Annotated in this window: 16 protein-coding genes; 6 read left to right on the top strand and 10 right to left on the bottom strand. The window is 67.5% G+C overall.

The window, feature by feature from the left end:
• Positions 1 to 27: 27 nt before the first annotated feature.
• From SGRAN_RS19780 to SGRAN_RS19790, 3 genes are all read right to left on the bottom strand, one after another.
• Positions 28 to 330, bottom strand: coding sequence for a hypothetical protein (locus tag SGRAN_RS19780; RefSeq protein WP_067107285.1), 303 nt, complete (start codon positions 328 to 330; stop codon positions 28 to 30).
• 25 nt (positions 331 to 355) lie between these two features.
• Complete coding sequence (locus SGRAN_RS19785; RefSeq protein WP_067107284.1) at positions 356 to 3,241, bottom strand: M16 family metallopeptidase; 2,886 nt, start codon at positions 3,239 to 3,241, stop codon at positions 356 to 358.
• Positions 3,242 to 3,336: 95 nt separating this feature from the next.
• Positions 3,337 to 5,493 (bottom strand): acylase, encoded by a 2,157-nt coding sequence (locus SGRAN_RS19790; RefSeq protein WP_210434177.1) that lies wholly within the window; start codon positions 5,491 to 5,493, stop codon positions 3,337 to 3,339.
• Between the two features lie 446 nt (positions 5,494 to 5,939).
• Between SGRAN_RS19790 and clpB the strand changes: the two genes are divergently transcribed.
• Positions 5,940 to 8,519: an ATP-dependent chaperone ClpB gene (gene clpB, locus SGRAN_RS19795; RefSeq protein WP_067107283.1), complete on the top strand. Its 2,580-nt coding sequence runs from the start codon at positions 5,940 to 5,942 to the stop codon at positions 8,517 to 8,519.
• A gap of 121 nt (positions 8,520 to 8,640) precedes the next feature.
• Here clpB and SGRAN_RS19800 read toward each other — a convergent pair whose 3' ends face one another.
• Entirely contained in the window at positions 8,641 to 8,883 is a 243-nt protein-coding gene (locus tag SGRAN_RS19800; RefSeq protein WP_067107281.1) for a hypothetical protein, read from the bottom strand.
• 60 nt (positions 8,884 to 8,943) lie between these two features.
• Entirely contained in the window at positions 8,944 to 10,122 is a 1,179-nt protein-coding gene (locus tag SGRAN_RS19805; RefSeq protein WP_067107279.1) for an aspartyl/asparaginyl beta-hydroxylase domain-containing protein, read from the bottom strand.
• A gap of 76 nt (positions 10,123 to 10,198) precedes the next feature.
• Between SGRAN_RS19805 and SGRAN_RS19810 the strand changes: the two genes are divergently transcribed.
• Positions 10,199 to 11,239: a hypothetical protein gene (locus SGRAN_RS19810; RefSeq protein ID WP_067107277.1), complete on the top strand. Its 1,041-nt coding sequence runs from the start codon at positions 10,199 to 10,201 to the stop codon at positions 11,237 to 11,239.
• A gap of 338 nt (positions 11,240 to 11,577) precedes the next feature.
• Here SGRAN_RS19810 and SGRAN_RS19820 read toward each other — a convergent pair whose 3' ends face one another.
• The 4 genes from SGRAN_RS19820 to xseA all read right to left on the bottom strand — a co-directional run bounded on the left by SGRAN_RS19820 (position 11,578) and on the right by xseA (position 17,542).
• On the bottom strand, positions 11,578 to 14,592 hold the full coding sequence (locus tag SGRAN_RS19820; RefSeq protein WP_067107273.1) for a TonB-dependent receptor: 3,015 nt from the start codon (positions 14,590 to 14,592) through the stop codon (positions 11,578 to 11,580).
• Positions 14,593 to 14,860: 268 nt separating this feature from the next.
• The gene (locus SGRAN_RS19825) at positions 14,861 to 15,802 is read right to left on the bottom strand and encodes a M23 family metallopeptidase (protein ID WP_067107271.1); all 942 of its coding nucleotides are present in this window, start codon (positions 15,800 to 15,802) and stop codon (positions 14,861 to 14,863) included.
• On the bottom strand, positions 15,799 to 16,011 hold the full coding sequence (locus SGRAN_RS19830; protein WP_067107269.1) for a DUF2093 domain-containing protein: 213 nt from the start codon (positions 16,009 to 16,011) through the stop codon (positions 15,799 to 15,801). Before SGRAN_RS19830 ends, SGRAN_RS19825 begins: the two co-directional genes overlap by 4 nt.
• Before the next feature lie 76 nt (positions 16,012 to 16,087).
• Positions 16,088 to 17,542 (bottom strand): exodeoxyribonuclease VII large subunit, encoded by a 1,455-nt coding sequence (xseA, locus tag SGRAN_RS19835; protein ID WP_067107267.1) that lies wholly within the window; start codon positions 17,540 to 17,542, stop codon positions 16,088 to 16,090.
• On the opposite strand from xseA, the gene purD reads away from it, so the two are divergent.
• The 3 genes from purD (at position 17,541) to SGRAN_RS19850 (ending at position 20,230) form a co-directional block, all read left to right on the top strand.
• Positions 17,541 to 18,818: a phosphoribosylamine--glycine ligase gene (gene purD, locus SGRAN_RS19840; RefSeq protein ID WP_067107264.1), complete on the top strand. Its 1,278-nt coding sequence runs from the start codon at positions 17,541 to 17,543 to the stop codon at positions 18,816 to 18,818. The genes xseA and purD overlap by 2 nt on opposite strands.
• A 189-nt stretch (positions 18,819 to 19,007) precedes the next feature.
• A complete protein-coding gene (locus SGRAN_RS19845) occupies positions 19,008 to 19,577 on the top strand; it encodes a hypothetical protein (protein ID WP_067107261.1) in 570 nt (189 codons plus the stop codon).
• 185 nt (positions 19,578 to 19,762) lie between these two features.
• Entirely contained in the window at positions 19,763 to 20,230 is a 468-nt protein-coding gene (locus tag SGRAN_RS19850) for a hypothetical protein (RefSeq protein WP_210434178.1), read from the top strand.
• 49 nt (positions 20,231 to 20,279) lie between these two features.
• Here the strand turns inward: SGRAN_RS19850 and SGRAN_RS19855 are convergent, their stop codons facing one another.
• Positions 20,280 to 21,602 carry a hemolysin family protein gene (locus SGRAN_RS19855; protein ID WP_067107255.1) on the bottom strand — a complete coding sequence of 441 codons (1,323 nt, stop codon included), beginning with the start codon at positions 21,600 to 21,602 and terminating at the stop codon, positions 20,280 to 20,282.
• A gap of 217 nt (positions 21,603 to 21,819) precedes the next feature.
• Here SGRAN_RS19855 and SGRAN_RS19860 point away from each other — a divergent pair, with 217 nt between their 5' ends.
• Positions 21,820 to 22,509 (top strand): OmpA family protein, encoded by a 690-nt coding sequence (locus tag SGRAN_RS19860; RefSeq protein WP_067107252.1) that lies wholly within the window; start codon positions 21,820 to 21,822, stop codon positions 22,507 to 22,509.
• Positions 22,510 to 22,513: the final 4 nt, after the last annotated feature.

Below are 22,513 nucleotides of genomic sequence, written 5' to 3' on the forward strand. Positions count from 1 at the left end.
GCCGGAAATATGGTCCGGACCGGACGGTCAGGCCTGGCGGGTGCCAGTCATCGCCATCGAACCGAAGGGACCGGCCTTGATCGTGCCGGTCAGCGTGTCGCCGTCGATGGTCGCTTCGCATTCGAGCGTCATCGGCATCGGCACCTTCATGTTCATCGTCCAGTTCAGCTTGTTGCCGTCGACCTTGCCGTTCTCGACGTCGAGCGATCCCATCGTGCCGGCGTTCTGGCCGGTGAAGCTGTCGCCCTCGCTCTTCACGGTGAAGACCGACTTCTGGTCGCCCATCGGCGACTTGGTCACGCAATCATAGCTGCCGTCGACTTGAGACATCGAAACCCTCCTACTGAAACTAATGTCAATTAGCTGGAGCCACTGTTTCGACGTTCAAACCCAGTCCGTCAAGCTGTGGTTTCACGATCGAGGCGTCGCCGACGACGACATAGACGAGATCGTCGACGCTCAGCGCCTCGCGCGCCACGGCGTCGACGGCGGGCATGGACATCGCCTCGTATTTCGCGGCGATCGTCTCGTAATAATTGTCGGGGCGATCGAACTTGACGATCGAGCGCAGCCCGCCGAGCACGTCGCCCGACGTCTCGAAGCTGCCGGGCAATTCGCGGACGCTGCCGTTGACCGTCCGCTCCAGCTCCGCCGCCGTCACCCCCTTGTCGCCGAGGAAGGTCTGGAGGTCGCTGCGGAACTCGCGGATCGAATCGCCGGTGCGGTCGGTCTGCACCGGCGCGACCACGACCCAGGTCAGCCGGTCCTTGTCGGCCGAGACCGCCGAACGCACGCCATAGGACCAGCCCTTGGTCTCGCGCAGGTTCATGTTGAAGCGCGACAGGAAGTCGCCGCCGAAAATGTCGTTCGCGGCGCGCAGCACCTCGAGGCTGTCGGAGCCCTTTGCGGCGAGCACCTTGCCCGCCATGATGACCGATTGCGGCGATTTGGGCCGGTCGACCAGCAGGATGCGCGGCTGCGGCGCGGGGATGGCGATGTCGAAATGCTTCTCGCCCTTCGGCGCCGCGGGCGGCTTCCACTGGCCGAGCGTCGCGTCGAGCTGCCGCCGCACTTCGGCGAGCGTGGTATCGCCGACGACGAAGATGCGGGCGTTGTCGGGGCGGATCCACGCCGAATGGAAGGCGACGAGCTGGTCGCGCGTCGCCGCCGCGACCGCCTTGGCATTCCCGAGGCCCGAGGGCGGGATACCATAGGGATGGTCGGCGCCATAAAGCGCCGGCCGCAGCACGCGCGAGGCGATCGCGTTCGGGTTGTTGAGCTCGGCCTTCAGGCGGTTGAGCTGCTGCGCGCGCACCCGCTCCAGTTCCTGCGCGTCGAAGGCCGGGTGGCGGATATAGTCGGCGAGCAGGCCAAGCGAGGCGCTGAGGTTGGGCTTGAGCGCGAACAGGCTGAAAATCGTCTCGTCGGCGTTGGCGGTCCCGTCGATCTGCGCGCCGAGCCGCTCCTTCGCCTCGGCGAAGGCAATCGAATCGAGGCTGGTCGTCCCCTCGTCCATCAGGCTGAGCATCAGCGACTGGGTGCCAAGCGCATCGTGCGGGTCGGCGGCATAGCCGGCGTCGAAGCTGACCGCGACCTGCACCGTCGGCACCGCGGTCCGCCGCGCGAAGACGACCTCGATCCCGTTGCGCAGCGTCGTGCGCTCGATTGCCGGGAAGTCGAGCGCGGTGAGCCCGCTCACCGCCGGCAGCTGCGACCGGTCGGCGATCGCCGTCGCCCCCGCCGCACCCGTATCGGGCCCGACGTCGCCGAGCGCCGCGTTCCAGTAGCGGTCGGGCGCGACGGCCGCCGCGGCTTTGCCCGCCGTCACCGCGCCGCCGCGGTTCTCGCCGCCCTCGGTGCGCTCGCCGGGCGTGTAGGTGAGCGAGAAGGCCGGTCGCGCCATCCATTTGCGCGCCACCGCCGCCGCCTGCTCGGGGGTCGTCTTCGCAAGCCGGTCGAGCTCGGTCCGGTAATGATCCGGATCGTTCGAATAGAGCGCGCCCTCGGCCAGCGTCACCGCCTTGCCGCCGAAGCCGCCGACCGATTCGAGCCCGGCGATCGTGCCGCCCAGATAGCTCGCCGCCGCGCGTTGCAGTTCGTCGGCGGTCGGCCCGGTTTCGAGGAATCTGGCGATCTCTGCGTCGAGTTTCTGGCCGACCAGCGCCGGATCGACGCCTTCCTTCACGTCCGCCTGGACAATCAATATGCCCGCATCCTCAAAGGTTTGCGCATAGGCGGCGACCGCCACCGCGACCGGGTCCTTGCGGACCATCGCATTGTCGAGCCGCGAAGAGGAAAGCCCGCCGAGCACGGTCGCCGCCATCTGCAGCGGCACCGCCTCGGGATCGTTGAGACCGGGGATCGCCCACATGCGATAGAGGCGCGTCGTCGGGATCAGGTCACGGACCTCCCTGGCGAGCGGCGCGGGCAGCGTCGGCACCGACACCGGTGGCGCGGTCACCGCGGGGCCCTGCGCAATGTCGCCGAACCATTCGGTCACCTTCGCCTTCGCGGTCGCGACATCGATGTCGCCCGCGAGCACGAGCACCGCGTTGTTCGGTCCGTAATGGTCGGTGAACCAGCGCTTCACATCGTCGAGCGACGCCGAATCGAGGTCGGCCATCGAGCCGATGGTGCTGTGATGATAGGGATGGCCGGTGGGAAAGAGATTCTCGAAAATCTCGTAGCGCAGCAGGCCGAAGGGATTGTTGTCGCCCTGCCGCTTCTCGTTCTGGACGACGCCGCGCTGATTGTCGAGTTTGTCCTGCGTCACCGCGCCGAGCAGATGCCCCATGCGGTCGCTTTCGAGGAACAGCGCGCGGTCGAGCGCGCCGGTCGGCACCGTCTCGAAATAATTGGTGCGGTCCATGCTGGTGGTGCCGTTGAAATCGGTCGCGCCGACCTGTTGCAGCGGCTCGAAGAAATCGCCGGGCGCATTCTCCGATCCGTTGAACATCAGATGCTCGAACAGGTGCGCGAAGCCCGTCTTGCCCTTCGGCTCATGCTTCGACCCGACGCGATACCACACCGACACCGCGACCACCGGCGCCTTGCGATCCTCGTGCACGATCACGCGCAGGCCGTTGTCGAGCGTGAAAGCCTGCCACGGAATGTCGACCGCCTTCACCAGTTCGGCGACCGGCGCGGGCTGCGCCGCCTTGCTTTTGGCGAGCGCGGGACCGGCGGCGACCAGCGCGGTCGACAGGGCAAGGGCGGCGGCGAGACGGGAAAGACGCGGCATGGACATCCTCTCGAACGGGGAGAAACCGGCCGGCCTGCGGACCGGCCGTGCCGAACGGCAGTGTATCAATGGTGTAGGACGGCCGTGCGGGGCTTTCAAGGCCGATAGAAACGCGCCCCGCTGGCGCGCAGCGCCGCCGGGTCGAACAGCACCGGCTTCAACCTGTGCGCCACGAACAGCGGCGCCTGGTCGTTATAGTGCGGACTGTCCGGCCGCGTCGTCGCGGCCCCGAAGGGCTGGATCGATTCCGAATGCACCCGCCCGTCGCGGTCCCACGTCACGAACAGGATGAAGCTGTCGCCGTGGCGCACTTTCAGCCGCCCGTCGGGCTCCACATCCCACAGCGTCGAGGCGCGGATCGTGTCGTTGCCGCCGTCGAGCGGCAGGTCGACACGGTGCGGTCCCTCGCCGTGCCGCAGCCGCAGCACCGTGCCCAGCTTCGGATCGAGCGTCGCGAAATGGTCCTGTAGATGCACGACCGTCTGCTTGAGCACGGTCAGCGGGTCGGGCGGCGGGCGTCGCTGGTAATGGCGCCCGCCCGCGGGGCGCAGCAGCATCAGCGCCAGCGCATCGCCATGCCCCTTGCCGTCGAGGTTCCAGTCCCACTTGCGCAGCAGCCGCTGCGCCTCGGCCAGCGCCGGGTCGCCGCTGACGTCGAGCGCGAGCAGCCGGTCGATCCACGCCTTGGCATAGCCGGTCTTCGCATAGCTGGTGTCGTATTTGATCGCCTTCAGCCGCGCCTCGTCGATCGGCCCCGACGCCTCGAACAGCTCGATCAGCCGCGACGCGCGGTTGGTCATATCGTCCTCGATCCCCAGCAAGGGCGAAAAGGCCGCAGCGTCGAGCTCGTCGCCCGGCCCCGCCGCGACCCACGGCGTGTTGTTCGCGTTCATCACATAGCCCGAGCGCGGATTGACCAGCGCCGGCACCCGGTCGAAGGGCAGCGCCTTCGTCCACAAATTCGCCGATGTGTCGCCCGGCAGGACGCCGCGCCAATTATAGCCGGCGGGCCGGTCGGGGAACATCGCATTATAGAAGAAGCCGATATTGCCCCTGGCATCGGCATAGACGAAATTGGTCGCCGGCACGCCCTGCCCTGCCATTGCCGCGCGCCACTCGGCGAAATCGCGCGCCTTGTTCAGCCGGTAATATTGCGTGACCATGTTCGCCTGGTCGATCCCGGCGTAGCGGATGGCGAAGGCGCCCTTGGCACCGACGATCACCGGCCCGTGCACCGAGCGATGGACGGTGCGCGGCACCGGCAGCACGAAGGGACCATATTTGACGCGCAGCCAGACCCGCTTCGTTTCCAGCGGCACCCACTTCCCGTCGAAGCGGTAATTCTCGCCGCTGTCATCGAGTGCCAGCTGGTAGACGTCGATCAGGTCGGGCCGGTTCACCGTGTTGGTCCAGCCGAGATACTTGTTGTGACCGAGGAAAGGATAGGGCGACCCCGGAAAATTCGCCCCGGCGAAATCCCAGCCCTCGCCCGAATGGACGACCAGTTCGTACCAGGCGACGCCGCCCGTCCACGGCTGGTGCGAGTTGGAGACGAGCCGCGTCGCGCCGTCGGTCGAGCGCGACGGCGCGACCGCCATCGCGTTCGAGCCATTGTCGTCGGGATCGCGCCCGACCGGGGTCAGGTCGCGCGCGACCGGCTGCCCCTTGGGGTCGAGCGCCGGCCCGCCCTCGCGCGCCAGCGGCGTGCCCTCGGCGAGCGAGCCAATCGTCGAATCGAGCCCGAAGAAGAAGGGCGACCGCAGCACGAAGCCTGCGACGACATCTTCGCCGGTGACGGGGAACAGCCCCGACAGGCGGACTTCGTCCGGATGCTTGTCGGCATAATGATTGAGCCCGGCGGCATAGGCGGTGAACAGCGCCCGCACGTCCGCAGGCAGGCGCGGCCAGTCGCGCGCGGTCGTCGCGCGCACGCCGAGCAGTTCGGCGACATAATCGATCTTCGCCCCGTCCTCGCCCAGCATCGCCCCGGCGCGCCCGCGGGTCATCGCAAGCACCTCCTGCCGGGTCGAGAAATCATCCTCGGCATGGGCATAGGCGACGCCATAGGCGACGTCGGCATCGGTCTTGCCGAAGATGTGCGGCACCCCGAATTTGTCGCGCGCGATCTGGACGTCGGTCGGCCGGAAGGCAGGCGCGGCGGGCGCCTGCGCCGTCAGCGGCTCCCACAAGGCCAGCCCCAGCGCGGCGGCCGCCAGCAGCAGGAGCAATCCCAGCACAGCCCGTCGCAGCATGTCCGCCATCCTTCCTGTCTTCGGCCGCGATGGTGTGGCGGGCGAACGGTGCGAAGGCAAGCGGCTGTGTCGCCTGGGGGCTTCGGAAACGATTCGCGCAGAGGCGCAGAGATCGCAGAGATCATGTTCACGCGGAGCCGCGGAGGCGCGGAGATATGGTTAGGGCCGACAGGCCCCATATTTTCCCGATCTCGGCGCCTGACGACAAGGTGGGCGAGAAGAAGCCGCTTCGCGGCAAGCGCGAGTTCTCCGCGTCTCCGCGGCTCCGCGTGAACCCGATTCAAACTCTCTGCGATCTCTGCGCCTCTGCGCGTATCTTCCCCAACCCTGCGCTCCTCCCGGCCGATTTTCGCCGCACCTCCCCCTCTCCACGCGAATCTCGAAACGCGCTCTTGTGTTGCATAACGGCAACACTATCTCTGTCGGCAAGAAAGGGGATCCTTTACATGAACCTCGAAAAATTCACCGACCGCGCCAAGGGTTTCCTCCAGTCGGCGCAGACGATCGCGATCCGCATGAACCACCAGCGGATCGGCCCCGAGCACATCGCCAAGGCGCTGCTCGAGGACAAGGACGGCATGGCCGCCGGCCTGATCCAGCGCGCCGGCGGCGACGCCGCGCGCGCCGTGCAGGGCATCGACGCCCTGCTCGCCAAGGTGCCCGCCGTGTCGGGATCGGGCGCGCAGGCCACGCCGGGGCTAGACAATGACGCGGTGCGCCTGCTCGATCAGGCCGAACAGGTCGCCACCAAGGCCGGCGACGGCTTCGTCACCGTCGAGCGGCTGCTGCTCGCCATGGTGCTCGCCGCGACGACCCCGGTCGGCAAGGCCTTCGCCGACGCCGGCGTGAAGGCCGACGCGCTGAACACCGTCATCAACGAGCTGCGCCGCGGCCGCACCGCCGACACCGCGGGCGCCGAGGACAGCTTCGAAGCGCTCAAGAAATATGCCCGCGACCTTACCGAAGTCGCGCGCGAGGGCAAGCTCGACCCGGTCATCGGCCGCGACGAGGAAATCCGCCGCACCGTGCAGATTCTCGCGCGCCGCACCAAGAACAACCCCGTCCTCATCGGCGAACCCGGCGTCGGCAAAACCGCGATCGCCGAAGGGCTCGCGCTGCGCATCGCCAACGGCGACGTCCCCGACAGCCTCAAGGACCGCCGCCTGCTCGCGCTCGACATGGGCGCGCTGATCGCGGGCGCCAAATATCGCGGCGAGTTCGAGGAGCGCCTCAAGGGCGTGCTCGACGAGGTCAAGTCGGCCGAGGGTGAGATCATCCTGTTCATCGACGAGATGCACACGCTGGTCGGCGCCGGCAAGGGCGAGGGCGCGATGGACGCCTCGAACCTGCTCAAGCCCGCGCTCGCACGCGGCGAGCTCCACTGCATCGGCGCGACGACGCTCGACGAATATCGCAAATATGTCGAGAAGGACCCCGCGCTCCAGCGGCGGTTCCAGCCGGTGTTCGTCGGCGAGCCGACGGTCGAGGATTCGATCAGCATCCTGCGCGGGCTCAAGGAGAAATACGAGCTGCACCACGGCGTGCGGATCACCGACGGCGCGATCGTCGCCGCGGCGACGCTGTCGAACCGCTATATCACCGACCGCTTCCTGCCCGACAAGGCGATCGACCTGATGGACGAGGCCGCGAGCCGCATCCGCATGGAGGTCGAATCGAAGCCCGAAGAGATCGAGACGCTCGACCGCCGCATCATCCAGATGAAGATCGAGGAAGCCGCGCTCGGCAAGGAAAGCGACGACGCGTCGCGCGACCGGCTTGCGAATCTGCAGGCCGAACTCGCCAACCTCGAACAGCAGTCGGCCGAACTCACCCAGAAGTGGCAGGCCGAAAAGGAGAAGATCCACGCCGAGGCGAAGATCAAGGAACAGCTCGACGCCGCGCGCGTCGCGCTCGACCAGGCGCAGCGTGCGGGCGACCTCGGCAAGGCGGGCGAACTCAGCTACGGCACCATCCCCGCGCTCGAAAAGCAGCTCGAGGAGGCGCAGGCCGTCGCGGGCAATGCGATGCTGCGCGAGGAGGTCACCGCCGACGACATCGCCGCGGTGGTCAGCCGCTGGACCGGCATTCCGGTCGACCGGATGCTGGAGGGCGAGCGCGAGAAGCTGCTCGGCATGGAGGCGCATCTCGGCCAGCGCGTGATCGGGCAGGACGAGGCGGTGCGCGCGGTCTCGACCGCGGTTCGCCGCGCGCGCGCCGGGCTGCAGGACCCGAACCGGCCGCTCGGCAGCTTCCTGTTCCTCGGCCCGACGGGTGTCGGCAAGACCGAGCTGACCAAGGCGCTCGCGCGCTTCCTGTTCGACGACGACAATGCGATGGTCCGCATCGACATGTCCGAATTCATGGAAAAGCACAGCGTCGCGCGACTGATCGGCGCGCCGCCGGGCTATGTCGGTTACGAGGAAGGCGGGGTGCTCACCGAAGCGGTGCGTCGCCGCCCCTATCAGGTCGTGCTGTTCGACGAGGTCGAGAAGGCGCATGGCGACGTGTTCAACATCCTGCTCCAGGTGCTCGACGACGGGCGGCTGACCGATGGGCAGGGCCGCACGGTCGACTTCACCAACACGCTGATCATCCTGACCTCGAACCTCGGCAGCCAGGCGATCGCCGCACTCCCCGACGACGCGCCGGTCGAGCAAGCCGAGCCTGCGGTGATGGAGGTGGTGCGCGCCCATTTCCGGCCCGAGTTCCTGAACCGGCTCGACGAGATCGTGCTGTTCCACCGCCTGGGCCAGCAGCATATGGGCGGCATCGTCGACATCCAGGTCGCGCGCGTGCAGAAACTGCTCGCCGACCGCAAGGTGACGCTCGACCTCACCGACGCGGCGCGCAGCTGGCTCGGTCGTGTCGGCTACGACCCCGTCTACGGCGCCCGCCCGCTCAAGCGCGCGGTGCAGAAATATCTGCAGGACCCGCTCGCCGACCTCATCCTCAAGGGCGAGGTCAGGGAAGGTCAGACGGTCAAGGTCGACGAGGGCGACGGGGCGTTGGTGCTGACGCCGGTATAAGGAGGCCAAAGACAGGACCACCGGTCTGGATTCGATCCAGACCGGTGGTTCTGAAATCCGCTTCTACCGTATATTTTGCCGTTTTGTCAGGCCAGGCACCTGGCGTTCGATGCGCTGGAGCCTACTGCCCACTCGGGCGGCTGCGACTGAAGTCTATGATGTCGCGGGCGGCCGCATTGCCGGAATCCGCCAGACGGCGCCACTCACCGCGCGTCTTGCACACCCGTTCCTTGCGGGCGAGCGAGCCGGTCACGTCGACCCGGCGGCAAACCATTTCCGCATCGGGGTCCTCTTTCTTGTCCGCCACGGGCTGCGGGTTGGACGCCTGCAAGAGGGCGCTCAGGATAATGGATGCCACGTACATGTCTGCCCCTTCCGGCCAATCAGCCCGAATTACCAATGGATCGCGCCACTCGCAAGAGGCTCATCGCGCCGCCGGCTCGGTCAGCGCGTCGGCCGTCCGGCAATAATCGGCGATGACGGCCTGCTCTTCGGGGCTCAAATGCGGGTTCCACACGTCGAAGATGAGGATGGCGCGCAGCGAGTCGCTTTCGTTCCAGGCTTCATGTTCGATGGTGTCGTCGAAAGCGAAGGGCCGGCCTTCGACCCATTCGCGCGTTTCCCCGCCGACGCGGAAGCCGCAATGCGGCGGCACGATCAGCGGCAGATGGATGATCGCCCGGGTATTGGTGACGCCGGTGTGCGGCGGAATGCGTGTATGCGGGCGCAACATCGAGAAAAAGGCGCTGGGCGCCCGGCCCGGAATATGCGCGCTGGGCGTCGCGGCGAGCGCGGCGGCGGTTTCCGGACAGCGGTCGAGGACGGGCTGGTTGGGCTGGCCATATTCCCACAGGAAACAGGCGCTCCAGTCGGCATTGTGATCCAGCTGGTCCCACTGGCTGCCCGATGCACCTTTGTCCATGCGGACATAGGGCCGCAGCGCGTCGCCGGGATCGGCGAGCAGCGCCTCGAGTTCGGCGCGGATCGCCGGAGCGCGCGCGGCCAGATCGTCGAACCACGGAAAATGGCGGTCGTCGAAATATTCGTCGGCCGGCAGGAACGGATAATGGAGGCCCGCGCACTGGTTCCGATAGACGCGGCGACGCCCGAGGGCATGGTCGAGGAAAGCGGTGGAACGCCGGCGCGCCGTTTCATCGAGCGCCGAGAGGCGCGAACCGAATTCGCGCTCGACGAAGCCGGCGAGCGCGGCCTGCTGCGCCTGGCAATAGGCGCGCGCATGATCGAGAATCTGCACAAAGGCCGGCGCGGGATCGGCGATCTGCTCGCCGAGCTGGAGCACCGCCGACCAGCGCAGAAGCGCGTCGCGCGTTTCGCTGCGCCGTTCGTGCAGTTCGGCCAGCCGGACGAGCGCGGCAACGTCGCGCTGATCGGTCTCGAGCGCGCCTTGCAGGGCCTGCCGCTCACCGTCGTCGTCACCGAGCAGGCGGTGCGCATGCGCGAGGTTGCGCCACAGGCTTCCGGCTTGCGGATCGATCGAGACGGCGTGCGTGAACAGCCGAACCGCGGTCGCGGAATCACCGGCGTTCAGCGCTGCGAGCCCCTGGGCATTGGCTTCGTGGGACGAAAGAGTCGACTTGGACATGGCTTTCCCTACGCTGCGAACGGCGCATTGGAAAGACGGCACTTGTCGCCCGGCCGGTCCCGATTATGGTGCGACTATGGTTTCCACACCCGCTTTCGATCCCGCCGATCCGACTTGGCTTGCCCACCGCTACGACATGGCGGCGGACCGCCTGCTGTTCCGTCACGTGCCCCACGCAATGCACGCCGCGGGACCATTTCTGACCGACGAACTTGTCGGCGGGCAGCCCGAGATTATCGCGCCGCGCGCCGCGAGCGTCGAGGCCGCGCGCGGTAACGCCGGCGCAATCCATTTCCTGTTTCATTCCGCCTTCTGCGCCTCGACGCTGCTCGTGCGGGCGCTGGATATTCCGGGTCATTCGATGGGTCTTTCCGAACCCGTCCTGCTCAACGACATCACCGGCATTCATCGCCGTGGCGAGCGCCGGGGGGCGGAGCTTGCACATCTGCTCGACGATGCGCTCCTGCTGCTCGCGCGGCGCTGGACACCAGCGGAGGCGGTCGTGGTCAAGCCTTCCAACATCCTTGCGGGGTTGATGACGCCGATGATGGCACTGCGCCCCGACGCCCATGCGCTGCTCCTGCATGCGCCCCTGCGCGAGTTCCTGCTGTCGGTCGCGCACAAGGGTTTGTGGTGCCGTCTGTGGGCGCGCGAGCTTCTAGAAGGATTGCTGCGCGAAAATCTCGTCGATCTGGGCTTCGAGGCCCGCGACTATTTCCGGCTCAGCGACCTTCAGGTGGCGGCGGTCGGATGGCTGGCCCAGCAGCGCCTGTTCATCGCACTGGCCGAACGCTTTCCCGATCGCGTCCGCACCCTCGATTCGGAAAGCCTGCTGGCCGACCCCGCGGCCACGCTCAAGGCGCTCGCGGACTTTTCGATGCTTCCGGCCGCAGCGGCGGCAGGCGGCGACCTGGCCGGCCGCGCCGTCTTCTCGCGGCACAGTAAATCGGGCGCCGATTTCTCGGTCGAAGCGCGAAAGCAGGAGCGCGCCGCGGCGACGACAGCCTATGGCGACGAGATCGACAAGGTGCATGATTGGACGCTGGCAGTGGCTGACGCCGCCGCGATCCCGCTGGCCCTGCCGAACGCCTTGTTACCTCCTGCCGGTGCGCGTTAGCGCGGGACGACTATCGCGAGAATCGCCGGCCAAAGCGGGGTCCGCGCGAGGCGCACCATGCTATCTGAAACCTTGCTTTCGTGGGGGTTCCGGAAGGCGGTACGGTCTTCACCAAAGGCGATATGGCTTTGCATCGGGAAGATGGATTGGTTGCCCCGCTCGCGTACGGCGTTTCGGATCGATTTCCCTGACATAGCGAGAGGCGTGAATGGCGTTACCGCCCAGAAGAACCGTGTCTCCCCTTCGAACAAAACCGTTCGAGCCATTCTTCGGCGATCACCCATAAAAAAAGGGAGCGGACATCACTGCCCGCTCCCGATTTTTTCGCCTATTCGCTCTTAGAAGCGGACGCGAGCCGCGGCGACGTAACGGCGCCCGATCGAATCGTAGGTCGACGGGAAGGTGTTGCCGCTGTTGTAGGTCGTCGAACCCGCTTCACCGCCAACCAGCGGCGGCTTCTTGTCGAACAGGTTCTGCACGCCCACCGTCACGGTCAGGTTCTCGAGAACGTTGAACCGCGTCGTCAGGTCGAAATAATCATATGCCTTAATACGATTAAAGTTGACCTGCTTGCCGGACAGGGTGCCCGTGCCGGCGCCCAGCGCGCCCTCGAAGATTTCGCGCGAGTTGTCATCGAAACCACGGTCCGCGTAGTCGCTGGCCAGACCTTCATACTTGCTACCGCCGATGTGGCGCCACAGCAGCGAGACGTCGAAGTCGTCGAAAGCCAGCGAGGTGCGAAGCGACCACTGCCACTCGGGGATCGGCTGACCGCAGTTCGCCGAGAAGTAGCCGACGCAATCACGGTTGTAGCCGCCCGGAGCCGACTGGAACTTCGACTGCTCCGTCCAGTTCAACTGGCCGGCAAAGCTGAGGTTCGCAAAGCCCACGTCGCGCGAGTAGTTCAGGTTGACGTCGATGCCGCTGGTTTCCAGCGTGCCGAGGTTCGACGTCGTCAGGAACAGACCCGGCGTCGTGTTCGGATCACCGTTCAGACCACCCGTCAGCGGATCGCGACGGATCGAGGTGCAAGCGGCCGTTGACGATGCGCCTGCCGCCGGCGACGAGGGATCGGCACCGAAACAGGCCGAGATAGCGTCACCAGGAGTCGGCGACGTGATCGCACCCGTGATCTTGATGTGGTAATAGTCGACCGACAGCGACAGTTTCGGAACGAAGCTGGGCTGCAGCACGACACCCACCGTCCAGGTCTTGCCGATTTCCGGCCCAAGGTTCAGGTTGCCGCCGCCCGTAGCGTTGGCCTGACCCGAAATCGGCTGGGCGATGAAGTCCACCGTGCTGGCCGGCGTACCCGGCGCGAGCTGCGCAATACAGACAGCGCGCAGTTCGCCGGTCGGGTTAGCACGAATGACGTTGCCGTTATCGTCGCGCGTCGCGCACGGATCGTCCTGCAGGTTGGTCAGTGTCGTATTCACCGGTGAGAACAGTTCGGCGATATTCGGCGCACGAACCGCCCGCGCATAGTTGCCGCGGAACTTGATGTCGCTGATCGGAGTCCAGCTGCCGCCGACCTTCCACGTCGTGGTGTTGTACGACGGGCTGCCGACCGCATCGACCTTGTAGGACGAATAGCGGATGCCGCCTTCGATGGTCAGATCCTCGAAGAAGGGCTTGTCCTGAACCAGCGGAACGATGAGTTCACCGATCGCTTCATAGACGTTGAAGCCACCATCGATGTTCGGCGCGGCGCCACCGGCACCGCCGAGGTCACCGCCAGCTGCGAGTGTATCGGACGCCTGCGACGCCTTATACTCGCGATATTCGCCGCCGACCGCGAAAGAGATCGGGTCTGACGCCATCGGGCTGGCAACGCCGAAGTCACCGCTGAGCATCGCGCGGGCCTGCGCCATCGACGTCTTGGTGCGGACCGTCGACACTTCGTTCAGGAAGCTGATCGCCTCGGGCGTCCAGCTGCTGTTGCCTTCCACGCCGAACCAGTTGATCGGAACGCAGCCTGCGGCCGCGCCGTCAAAACAGCTTGTCGTGTTGTTCGCGAGGAAGCTGTCGCGCACCCGCGAGTTCAGCGTATAGCCGCCGATCTGCTGCAGGTTTTCGGATTCGCCATAGCTGCCGAAGACATCCCAGCTGATCGTATCGGTCACACCACCACGGAAACCCAGCCGATAATCGAAGAAGTTGGTCGTGTATTCGCTGATACGCGGGCCGACTTCGGTCGCACGACGGAACAACGAACTCGTCACCGTCCGATAGGCTGCATCGCCGGGCGTCAGAGACGGATCGGCGGCGGCGGTGCAGGTCGCTACATCAATGCCGTTCGCATCACAGAAGGTGGTGCGCAAAGCATCGTTGAGGAACGGGTTGTTCAGCGGAATATCGACCCCGATGCCGAAAGCGCCAGACGGTGCGATGATCGTGCTGACGGTATTCTTCGAGAAAACGCCGCGCGTATAGACTTCCAGCGCATCGCTGATCTCATAGTTGGCGGCACCGTACATGTTGAACCGCTTGAAGGGTGTCTGGTAGACGTTGTACGGGTTGAAGTTGAACGCCGTAAAGGTGGTGCCCGGATTGAAGTCCGTGCCGGCGGCGTTGATTTGCCGCGTACCCTGACCCGGAAGCGAGAAGCGCGAGGGAACTGCGGTTCCCGAACCGCCCGCACCGCCGGAGCTGGAGCTGAGAGCATAGAGGCCATGCTCGCGGCCGCCCTGATAGATGGGGTCCGATTCCTGATAGCCGATGCTGAACACGGCGTTGCCGCGGCCATCGTCGAAGTTCGCACCGATCGTTACGTCGGCGCGCAGCGTGTGGCCGTCGCCGCGCTCGGTGATCTGGTTCGAGATATTGGCCTCAATACCCGCGAAGTTGCGCTTCGTGATGAAGTTGACGACACCCGAGACGGCGTCGGCGCCATAGGTGGTCGAAGCACCGCCGGTCAGGACGTCGACGCGCTCGATCAGCGCCAGCGGAATGTTGTTGAGGTCGAAGCGGCCGTTCAGTTCGGCGGGCACCAAGCGGACGCCGTCGATCAGGACGACGTTGCGGTTCGAGCCGAGGTTGCGCAGGTTGACGAACGACGCACCGCCGTTGCCGTTGTTGACCGCCGAGCCGATCGACGGCGTGACGCCGGGCAGTTCGCGCAGCAGTTCTTCGGCGACGTTCGCCTGCTGCATGTCGATCTCATCCGCGCCGATGGCGGTAACGGGCGAGGCCGATTCCAGGTTCGGGTTGCGGATCAACGTGCCGGTCACGACGATTTCCGAGCTGCTGGTCGCGCCTTCGTCCTGCGCATAGGCAGGAGCCGAAACGAGGGCGACGCCGAGCACCAGCGGCGCAGCGCCCAGCTTCAGCTTCGAATATTGGGTTTTCTTCACAGTGCAGTCCCTTGCTCTGATGGATCGAGATACCCGGGCATACACGGCGTGGACGATTCAACGCCCCCGCATAGACACCCCGATAGCGTGCGGGATGGCCGGTCATTCATCTGGAGTAAAGGAAATTCCCGGCGCTTTCTGCCGTTTCGCCAGCGATTGTGACGTATTTGCAACAACCCGGAGACGTCACGAAACACTATGCGCCGGGGCGACCACTTTGCGTTATTTTGTTTCAACGGTTACGATTTTGCGGCCCGGCTCCCGTCGGTCAGCGCGGCATCGGACCCGCGAGCGTGCCGGGGTCGAGCCGCGCGCCGCGCCACATCAGGCCCCAGTGCAGATGCGGTCCTGTCGCGCGGCCGGTCCGGCCCACCGTTCCCAGCACCTGCCCCTGCGCCACCCGGTCGCCGACCGCCACGTCGAGCCGCTGGCAATGCAGGAAGGCGCTGTTGAGGCCCATGCCGTGATCGACGATGAGCAGATGGCCTTCGAGCGTGAAGGGAACCGCCGCCGCCAGCACGACGACGCCGTCGGCGGGGGCGCGGAAGGGGGTGCCGGCGGGAACCGCGACGTCGGTGCCGCTGTGATAGCTCCCCGGCTTGCCCTGATAGACGCGCTGCGACCCGAAGAAGCCCGACAGGCGGCCGGTCGCCGGCCAGAGGAACGTCTGGCGCCAGCCGTCCGAATCGGCCTGCACCGCGCGCGCCGCGCGGATTTGCGCCAGCTCGTCGGGGCGCCGCCGCTCGAACTCCGCGTCGCTCGCCGCGCTGCCGCGCCAAGGCGCGTTGACATGCTCGATCCGCCACTGGCCCACCGCGACCGCCAGCGTCCGTTCGACCCGTCGCCCGTCGGACAGCGTCGCGACGAGGCGCTGGGTCGCGGGCGCGTCGCGGTCGAAGGCGACCAGGAATGCCCCGTCGGCGGCGAGCGCCACTGCTTCGCCGTCGAGCGCCAGCGCGCGCGTGCCGCCCGGCGCCTGCCCGATCAGCGCGCCGCCCTGGACGGCGGTGCCGCGAAAATGGAAATCGGCGGACCCGGCGACGGAAGGCGGTGGGGCGGGCGGCGTCGCGACGGACGCCTCGGGCGCGGGCGGCGGCGGCGGCGGGGCGGGCGGCGCGTCCTCCGCTGCCGGAACGCAGCCGGCGACGACGATCATGCCAAGCAGCGACAGGAAGACCGGCCCCCGGGGCCGCGCCCCGCGTGCCGTCATGCGCCGGGCACCGCGTCCAGCATCGCCCGCGTCGCGATTGCGGCGCTCGCATAGGGTTCCTGCCGCGCCACCGACCAGTAGCGCAGTTCGTCGAGCCCGATCGGCGCGCCGCTGACCGCGCACAGCACATGGTCGCCGGGCGACAGGGTGCGAAAGCCGTTCGGGCCGTATTGCAGGCGGGCGAGGCGGTTGCGGCTGGCGATCAGCATGATTCGATGTCCGTTCGAGCGTAAATCATGGCAGAGCTTATAGCAGCTCCGCCCCCGGCGGCCACCCCCGCCGCCGTCAGAACAGCTCGCCCTGCCCGCGTCCGGGCGCAGCGAGCGGCGGCTTGCGGGCGGGTTTCGGCGCGGGCGTAGGCGGCGTTCCATCGGCCGCCGCCTGCACCGGCACCTCGCCATCGGCGAACTGGAGCCGCAGATGCCCCGCCGCGCGCGCGCCGGCCGCGGTCGTCACGATCGTCCCGCCGGCATCGCGCACCATCGCATAGCCGCGCGACAGCAGCGCGCGCGGATCGAGCGAGGCGAGCAGCCGCGCCAGGCCCGACAGCCGCGCCCGGTCGCGATCCCATGCCCGCGCCAGCAGCGCCGGGCGCAGTGCCGCCGACCGACTCGCCAGCCGCTCGGCGACGACCGCGAGCCGGTGGCGCTGACAGCGGTCGAGCCTGTCCCCGGCATCGTCGAGCCGCTGGCGCTGCGGCGCATAGAGAGCCTCGCGCCGCGGCAGGTGCCGCGCCAGCGCAGTCAGCCGCTCGCCTGCCAGCCCCTGATGGCGATTCGCCGCGCCGAGCATCCGACCGCGCCACGTCGCCAGCTGCGTCATCAGCTCGGCACGCACCGGCACCGCCATCTCGGCCGCTGCGGTCGGGGTCGGGGCGCGCACGTCGGCGGCATAGTCGGCGAGCGTCACGTCGGTCTCGTGCCCCACCGCGCTGATCGTCGGGATGCGGCAATCGGCGATCGCGCGCACGACGACCTCCTCGTTGAACGCCCACAGATCCTCGATCGAGCCGCCGCCGCGCGCAACGATGACGAGGTCGGGACGCGGTATCGGACCGCCGGGTTCCAGCGCGTCGAAGCCGCGGATCGCGGCCGCGACCTGCGCCGCCGCGCCCTCGCCCTGCACCAGCACCGGCCAGACGATCACATGCGTCGGACAGCGGTCGGCGAGGCGATGGAGGATGTCGCGGATCACCGCGCCGGTCGGCGATGTCACGACCCCGATCGTGCGCGGCAGGAAGGGCAGCCGGTCATATTTGCGCTCGCGGTCGAACAGCCCCTCGGCGCCGAGCCGCGCCTTCAGCTTCTCGAACAGCAGCATCAGCGCACCCTCGCCCGCGACCTCGAGCGATTCGACGACGAGCTGATATTTGGAGCGGCCGGGATAGGTGGTGAGCTTGCCGGTCGCGATCACCTCGATCCCGTCCTCGGGCCGGAAGGCGAGGCGGCCCGCCTGCCCCTTCCACATCACCATGTCGATCAGCGCATTGTCGTCCTTCAGGCAGGCATAGAAATGCCCCGACGCCGCGCGCTTGGTGCCCGACAGCTCGCCGCGGACGCGGATGCGGCCGAATCCATCCTCGACCGCGCGCTTGATCGCCGCCGACAACTGGCTGACCGTCATCGCGGGCGCGCCAGACGCCCCGGATGCCGCGGACGCATTGTCGCGCGCGCCTGCCTCGGCTAACAGCCGCGCGGGCGCTTCGCTGTCGGACGCCGGATCGGGAAAAGGGACTGCCATGAATATCCTGCTCATCGGGTCGGGGGGCCGCGAACATGCGCTGAGCTGGCAACTGGCACAATCGCCAAGCTGCGCCAAGCTCTATGCCGCCCCCGGCAACCCAGGGATAGAGGCGCACGCCGAATGCGTGCCGATTCCCGCCGACGACCTCGACGGCCTCGTCGCCTTCGTCAGGACGCACGCCGTCGACTTCGTCGTCGTCGGACCGGAGGCGCCGCTCGTCGCCGGCCTCGCCGATCGGCTGCGCGCGATCGGCGTCGCGGTCTTCGGCCCCTCGGCCGCCGCGGCGCGGCTCGAAGGGTCGAAGGGCTTCACCAAGGATTTGTGCGCGCGCGCCGGCATCCCCACTGCCGCCTACGCCCGCGCCACCTCGGCCGAGGAAGCGCTGGCGCTGCTCGACGGCTTTTCGATTCCCGTCGTCATCAAGGCCGACGGCCTCGCCGCGGGCAAGGGCGTGATCATCGCCGCGACGCGCGCCGAGGCAGAGGCGGCGATCGAGGACATGTTCGCCGGCGCTTTCGGCGGCGCGGGGGCAGAGGTCGTCCTCGAAGACTATCTGACCGGTGAGGAGGCGAGCTTCTTCGCGCTGTCCGACGGCACCGACGTCATCGCCTTCGGCAGTGCGCAGGACCACAAGCGCGTCGGCGACGGCGACACCGGCCCCAACACCGGCGGCATGGGCGCCTACAGCCCCGCGCCGGTACTGAACCCCGATCTCGAGGCGCAGGTGATGGACCGCATCGTCCGCCCGACGGTCGCGGCGCTCGCCGCCGACGGCACCCCCTATGTCGGCGTGCTGTTCGCCGGGCTGATGCTGACCGACACGGGGCCGCAGCTCATCGAATATAACTGCCGCTTCGGCGATCCCGAATGCCAAGTGCTGATGATGCGCTTTCTCGGCGATTTCGCCGGATTGCTCCACGCCGCCGCGACCGGCGGCCTCGCCGACGCGCCACCGCCGGCCTTTTCTGGAGACTATGCGCTGACGGTGATCATGGCCGCGAACGGCTATCCCGGCACCCCCGAAAAGGGCGGCGCCATCCGCGGCATCGCGGAGGCGGAAGCGGGCGGCGTGCGCGTCTTTCACGCCGGCACCGCACGCACCGACGGAGCGATCGTCGCCGCCGGCGGCCGCGTGCTCAGCGTCACCGCGACCGGCCACAGCGTCACCGAGGCGCAGGCGCGCGCCTATGCCGCGGTCGACCGGCTCGATTTCCCCAGCGGCTTCTGCCGCCGCGACATCGGCTGGCGCGAAGTCGCGCGCGAGGCGCGCTAAGGGCGGAATCGCCTGAAAAAACAGCCTTGTGCTCCCGCGCAGGCGGGAGCCCAGAACGACGAAAAGCCTGCGTGGTATTATGCCGCTCTGGGTCCCCGCCTGCGCGGGGACCCAGCCCGACCGCGATGGCGCGGCACTGGACGCGCCGCGCGCCGCCGCATAAACTGACGGCAAAGCAGGGAGATCATCATGACGTGGCTACAGGAAAACTGGATCATCGCGGTCGTCGGGCTCGTCGTCGCGATCGCGCTTCTCTGGTGGCTGTTCGGGCGATCGAAAGCCGAAGAGGCCGCGCCGCCGACCGTCGCGCCCGCCGAGCCGCGCAAACCGCTCGAACCGACGAAGCCCGACATCGTCGCCGCCGAGCCCGCGCGCTTCAAGCCCGTCGAGCCGGCTCCGGCCCCCATCCCCCCCGCACCGCCCCCGCCGCCCGCCCCGGCCGCCGAAGCGCCGCTCCCGGCTCCAGCTCCAGTCGAAGCCCCGCCGCCGCCCGCCCAGCCAGCGGCAGCCGGCGACAATCTGCGGCTGCTGAAGGGCGTCGGCCCCAAGCTTGCGACGCTGCTGAACGACCTCGGCATCACGCGCTTCGACCAGATCGCGGCATGGACCGAAGCCGACATCGCCGCCATCGACCCGCAACTCGGCACCTTCCAGGGCCGCATCGTCCGCGACAACTGGGTCGACCAGGCCTCCTACCTCGCGCGCCGCGACAAGGCCGGGTTCGAGGCGAAATACGGGGCGCTCGGCGGCGAATTGTAGCGGCAGGGACGCAGCCGAAAGGCGCCATTCCCGTTTTTCACATCGTCATTCCCGCGAAAGCGGGAATCCCGGGACAGGTCGGCTGACGAATGCTCTCGATCCCGCTTTCGCGGGGATGACGAAGAAGGGGGATATCGGGAAGCCGTCCCAAAGCCGCCACCTTTCGAAAATAATCCTTCCCCACATTGTTCCGCCGTGGTCCAAACTGCCGGATAGAGCGCACACCAGCCTCGCCCCGGCGGCTGCTTGCCGACAGCTGCCTCGCCTTCACTCCCGTGCGCTCGCGGCGGCAGCGCGCCGATGGCTGGACGCCCGAAACGCAGGCGCATTCCATTCGCGCGCTCGAAGCCATGGGTTCGGTGGGAAAGGCCGCAAAGGCCGTCGGGATGGGCCGCGCGTCGGCCTATCGCCTCCGCGACCGCCCCGGCGCGGCCGGCTTTGCCGCCGCATGGGATCGCGCGATTTCGATGGGGCGCACGCATCAGTACAGCATCGCGATGGATCGCGCGCTCAACGGCGTTACGACCGTTCGCGTTCTCAACGGCGGAGCGATTGATGTCAGCGACGGTCCCGACATAGCGGTTATCCATGCCGCCTTGCGCGGCGAAGCAAAGCGGCCCTGTCCCACCAAGGCGACAAAGGAGACAGAATGACGGCGCACGTCCGTCTCTTTGTCGCTTCAAGAGTTACAAAAGCACGAGGTCACTCGCCTTCGTCCTCCCGCGGCTTGCGGATTTCGCTGACCAGCAGCTTGTCGATCTTGCGCCCGTCCATGTCGACGATCTCGAAACGCCAGCCCTTGTCGGTGAAATGCTCGCCCTCCTCAGGCAGGCGCTTGAGCACCGCGAGCGCATGGCCGGCGGCGGTCGCATAGTCGCGGTCGTCGTCGAGTTCGATCCCCAGCCGCTCGGCCATCTGGTCGGCGGGCATCGATCCGGCGATCAGCAGGCTGCCGTCGTCACGCTCGACGACGAAGGGCTCGCTGCCGATATCCTGGTCGGACGCGAATTCGCCGGCGATCGCTGACAGCAGGTCGGCGGGGGTCACCAGCCCCTCAAAATGCCCATATTCGTCGTGGACGAGCAGCATCGGCACGTCGGCCGCACGCAGGCCTTCCAGCGCGTCCATCGCGTCGATCTGATCATGGATGACGCTCGCATGGCGGGTCAGCGTCTCGAGCGCGAGCGTCTCGCCGCGGAACAGCGCGGCGGCGATGTCGCGCGCCTGCACGACGCCGACGATGTCGTCGACCGATCCGCGCGCCACCGGCAGCCGCGTGTGCGGCGTTTCGAGCAGCTTGGCGCGCACCGCGGCGGCGTCGGCGGCGACGTCGATCCAGTCGACGTCCTTGCGCGGCGTCATCACCTCGCGCACCGGCCGGTCGGCCAGCCGCACGACGCCCGAGATGATCGCGCGCTCGCTTTCCTCGATCACCCCCGATTTCGACGCCTCGGCGACGATCAGGTGCAATTCCTCCGCCGTCACCCTGTCCTCCGATTCGCGGTTGAGGCCGAGCAGGCGAAAGACGAGACTCGAACTGGTGTCGAGCAGCCAGACCAGCGGCGCGGCGATGCGCGACAGCCAGTACATGAAGGGTGCGACGATGATCGCGACGCGCTCGGGCGAGCGCAGCGCGAACTGCTTGGGCACCAGTTCGCCGGCGATCAGCGAGGCATAGGTGGTCAGCGCGATGACGATGGCAAACGCCGCGCTCAGCGCTGTCTGCGGGTCGATTCCGAACAACGCCGCCAGCCGGTCGGCGACCGGCTGGCCCAGGCTGGCGCCCGAATAGGCACCGGTCAGAACGCCGATCAGCGTGATGCCGACCTGCACCGTCGACAGGAAGCGGCCCGGATCGGCGGCGAGCTGACGCGCGATCCGTGCGCCGTTGCTCCCTCTTTTCTCGGCCGCTTGCAGCCGCGGGTCGCGCGACGACACGATGGCCAGTTCGGACATGGCGAAAACGCCGTTGAGCAGGACGAGGATCGCGATGATGGCGACGTCCGACCAGGGGAAGGGCGTCATGGGACGGGCAACGGGCGCTCCGGCGCCTGGCCCCTGCAAGGATCGGTCATGGCGCCCCTATACGGCAAAGCCGCCGCGTTGCACAACAATATGCTCCGCAAGCCGGCTCAGCCGCCGTTCAGCAAGATTCTGGAACCAGATGCGCGGCCATATGTTATCGCCATGGAGGGCGGCCGCCGCAAGACCAGCCGGCGGCGCCCATGAAAGGGAGCGACCCATGAAGAACAGGACGATCAAGCTCACCATGTTCACCGCCGTCGGCGCGCTGATGCTCACCGGCTGCGTGACCGATCCGGAGACCGGACAGCAGCGCATTTCCAAGGCCGCGATCGGCGGCGTCGGCGGCGCGCTCGGCGGCTATCTGCTCGGCGACCTCATCGGCGGCAAGCGCGACCGCACCGAAAAGATCGTCGGGGCCGGCATCGGTGCCGTGGCGGGTGCGGGCGCGGGCTATTACATGGACCAGCAGGAAAAGAAGCTGCGCGAACGCACCGCCGGCACCGGCATCGACGTCGAGCGCCAGGGCGACCAGCTCGTCCTCAACATGCCCGGCGACGTGACCTTCGACTATAACAGCGCGGTCGTGAAATCGCAGTTCCGCAGCGCGCTCGACAGCGTCGCCTCGACGCTCTCCGAATATCCCAGCACCTATATCGACGTCTACGGCCACACCGATTCGACCGGCAGCGACAGCTACAACCAGGGCCTGTCCGAACGGCGCGCCTCGTCGGTCGCCGACTATCTCGCCGGCCGGGGCGTCAACCGCGCGCGCATGGCGACGATCGGCTATGGCGAATCGCAGCTCAAATGCGCGCCCGAACGCAGCGAGGCCGATTATCAGTGCAACCGCCGCGTCGAAATCCGCATCGCGCCGGTGACGCAGAACGACGTCAACGCCGCGCGGTAAGCCA

The organism is Sphingopyxis granuli (assembly GCF_001559015.1).
Lineage (GTDB): Bacteria > Pseudomonadota > Alphaproteobacteria > Sphingomonadales > Sphingomonadaceae > Sphingopyxis > Sphingopyxis granuli.

What these genes read in the sequence shown, in the direction of transcription:
- SGRAN_RS19780 (WP_067107285.1), bottom strand. Translation starts at nt 330, where the DNA reads ATGTCTCAAGTCGACGGCAGCTATGATTGCGTGACCAAGTCGCCGATG.
- SGRAN_RS19785 (WP_067107284.1), bottom strand. Translation starts at nt 3,241, where the DNA reads ATGCCGCGTCTTTCCCGTCTCGCCGCCGCCCTTGCCCTGTCGACCGCG.
- SGRAN_RS19790 (WP_210434177.1), bottom strand. Translation starts at nt 5,493, where the DNA reads ATGCTGCGACGGGCTGTGCTGGGATTGCTCCTGCTGCTGGCGGCCGCC.
- clpB (WP_067107283.1), top strand. Translation starts at nt 5,940, where the DNA reads ATGAACCTCGAAAAATTCACCGACCGCGCCAAGGGTTTCCTCCAGTCG.
- SGRAN_RS19800 (WP_067107281.1), bottom strand. Translation starts at nt 8,883, where the DNA reads ATGTACGTGGCATCCATTATCCTGAGCGCCCTCTTGCAGGCGTCCAAC.
- SGRAN_RS19805 (WP_067107279.1), bottom strand. Translation starts at nt 10,122, where the DNA reads ATGTCCAAGTCGACTCTTTCGTCCCACGAAGCCAATGCCCAGGGGCTC.
- SGRAN_RS19810 (WP_067107277.1), top strand. Translation starts at nt 10,199, where the DNA reads ATGGTTTCCACACCCGCTTTCGATCCCGCCGATCCGACTTGGCTTGCC.
- SGRAN_RS19825 (WP_067107271.1), bottom strand. Translation starts at nt 15,802, where the DNA reads ATGACGGCACGCGGGGCGCGGCCCCGGGGGCCGGTCTTCCTGTCGCTG.
- SGRAN_RS19830 (WP_067107269.1), bottom strand. Translation starts at nt 16,011, where the DNA reads ATGCTGATCGCCAGCCGCAACCGCCTCGCCCGCCTGCAATACGGCCCG.
- purD (WP_067107264.1), top strand. Translation starts at nt 17,541, where the DNA reads ATGAATATCCTGCTCATCGGGTCGGGGGGCCGCGAACATGCGCTGAGC.
- xseA (WP_067107267.1), bottom strand. Translation starts at nt 17,542, where the DNA reads ATGGCAGTCCCTTTTCCCGATCCGGCGTCCGACAGCGAAGCGCCCGCG.
- SGRAN_RS19845 (WP_067107261.1), top strand. Translation starts at nt 19,008, where the DNA reads ATGACGTGGCTACAGGAAAACTGGATCATCGCGGTCGTCGGGCTCGTC.
- SGRAN_RS19855 (WP_067107255.1), bottom strand. Translation starts at nt 21,602, where the DNA reads ATGACGCCCTTCCCCTGGTCGGACGTCGCCATCATCGCGATCCTCGTC.
- SGRAN_RS19860 (WP_067107252.1), top strand. Translation starts at nt 21,820, where the DNA reads ATGAAGAACAGGACGATCAAGCTCACCATGTTCACCGCCGTCGGCGCG.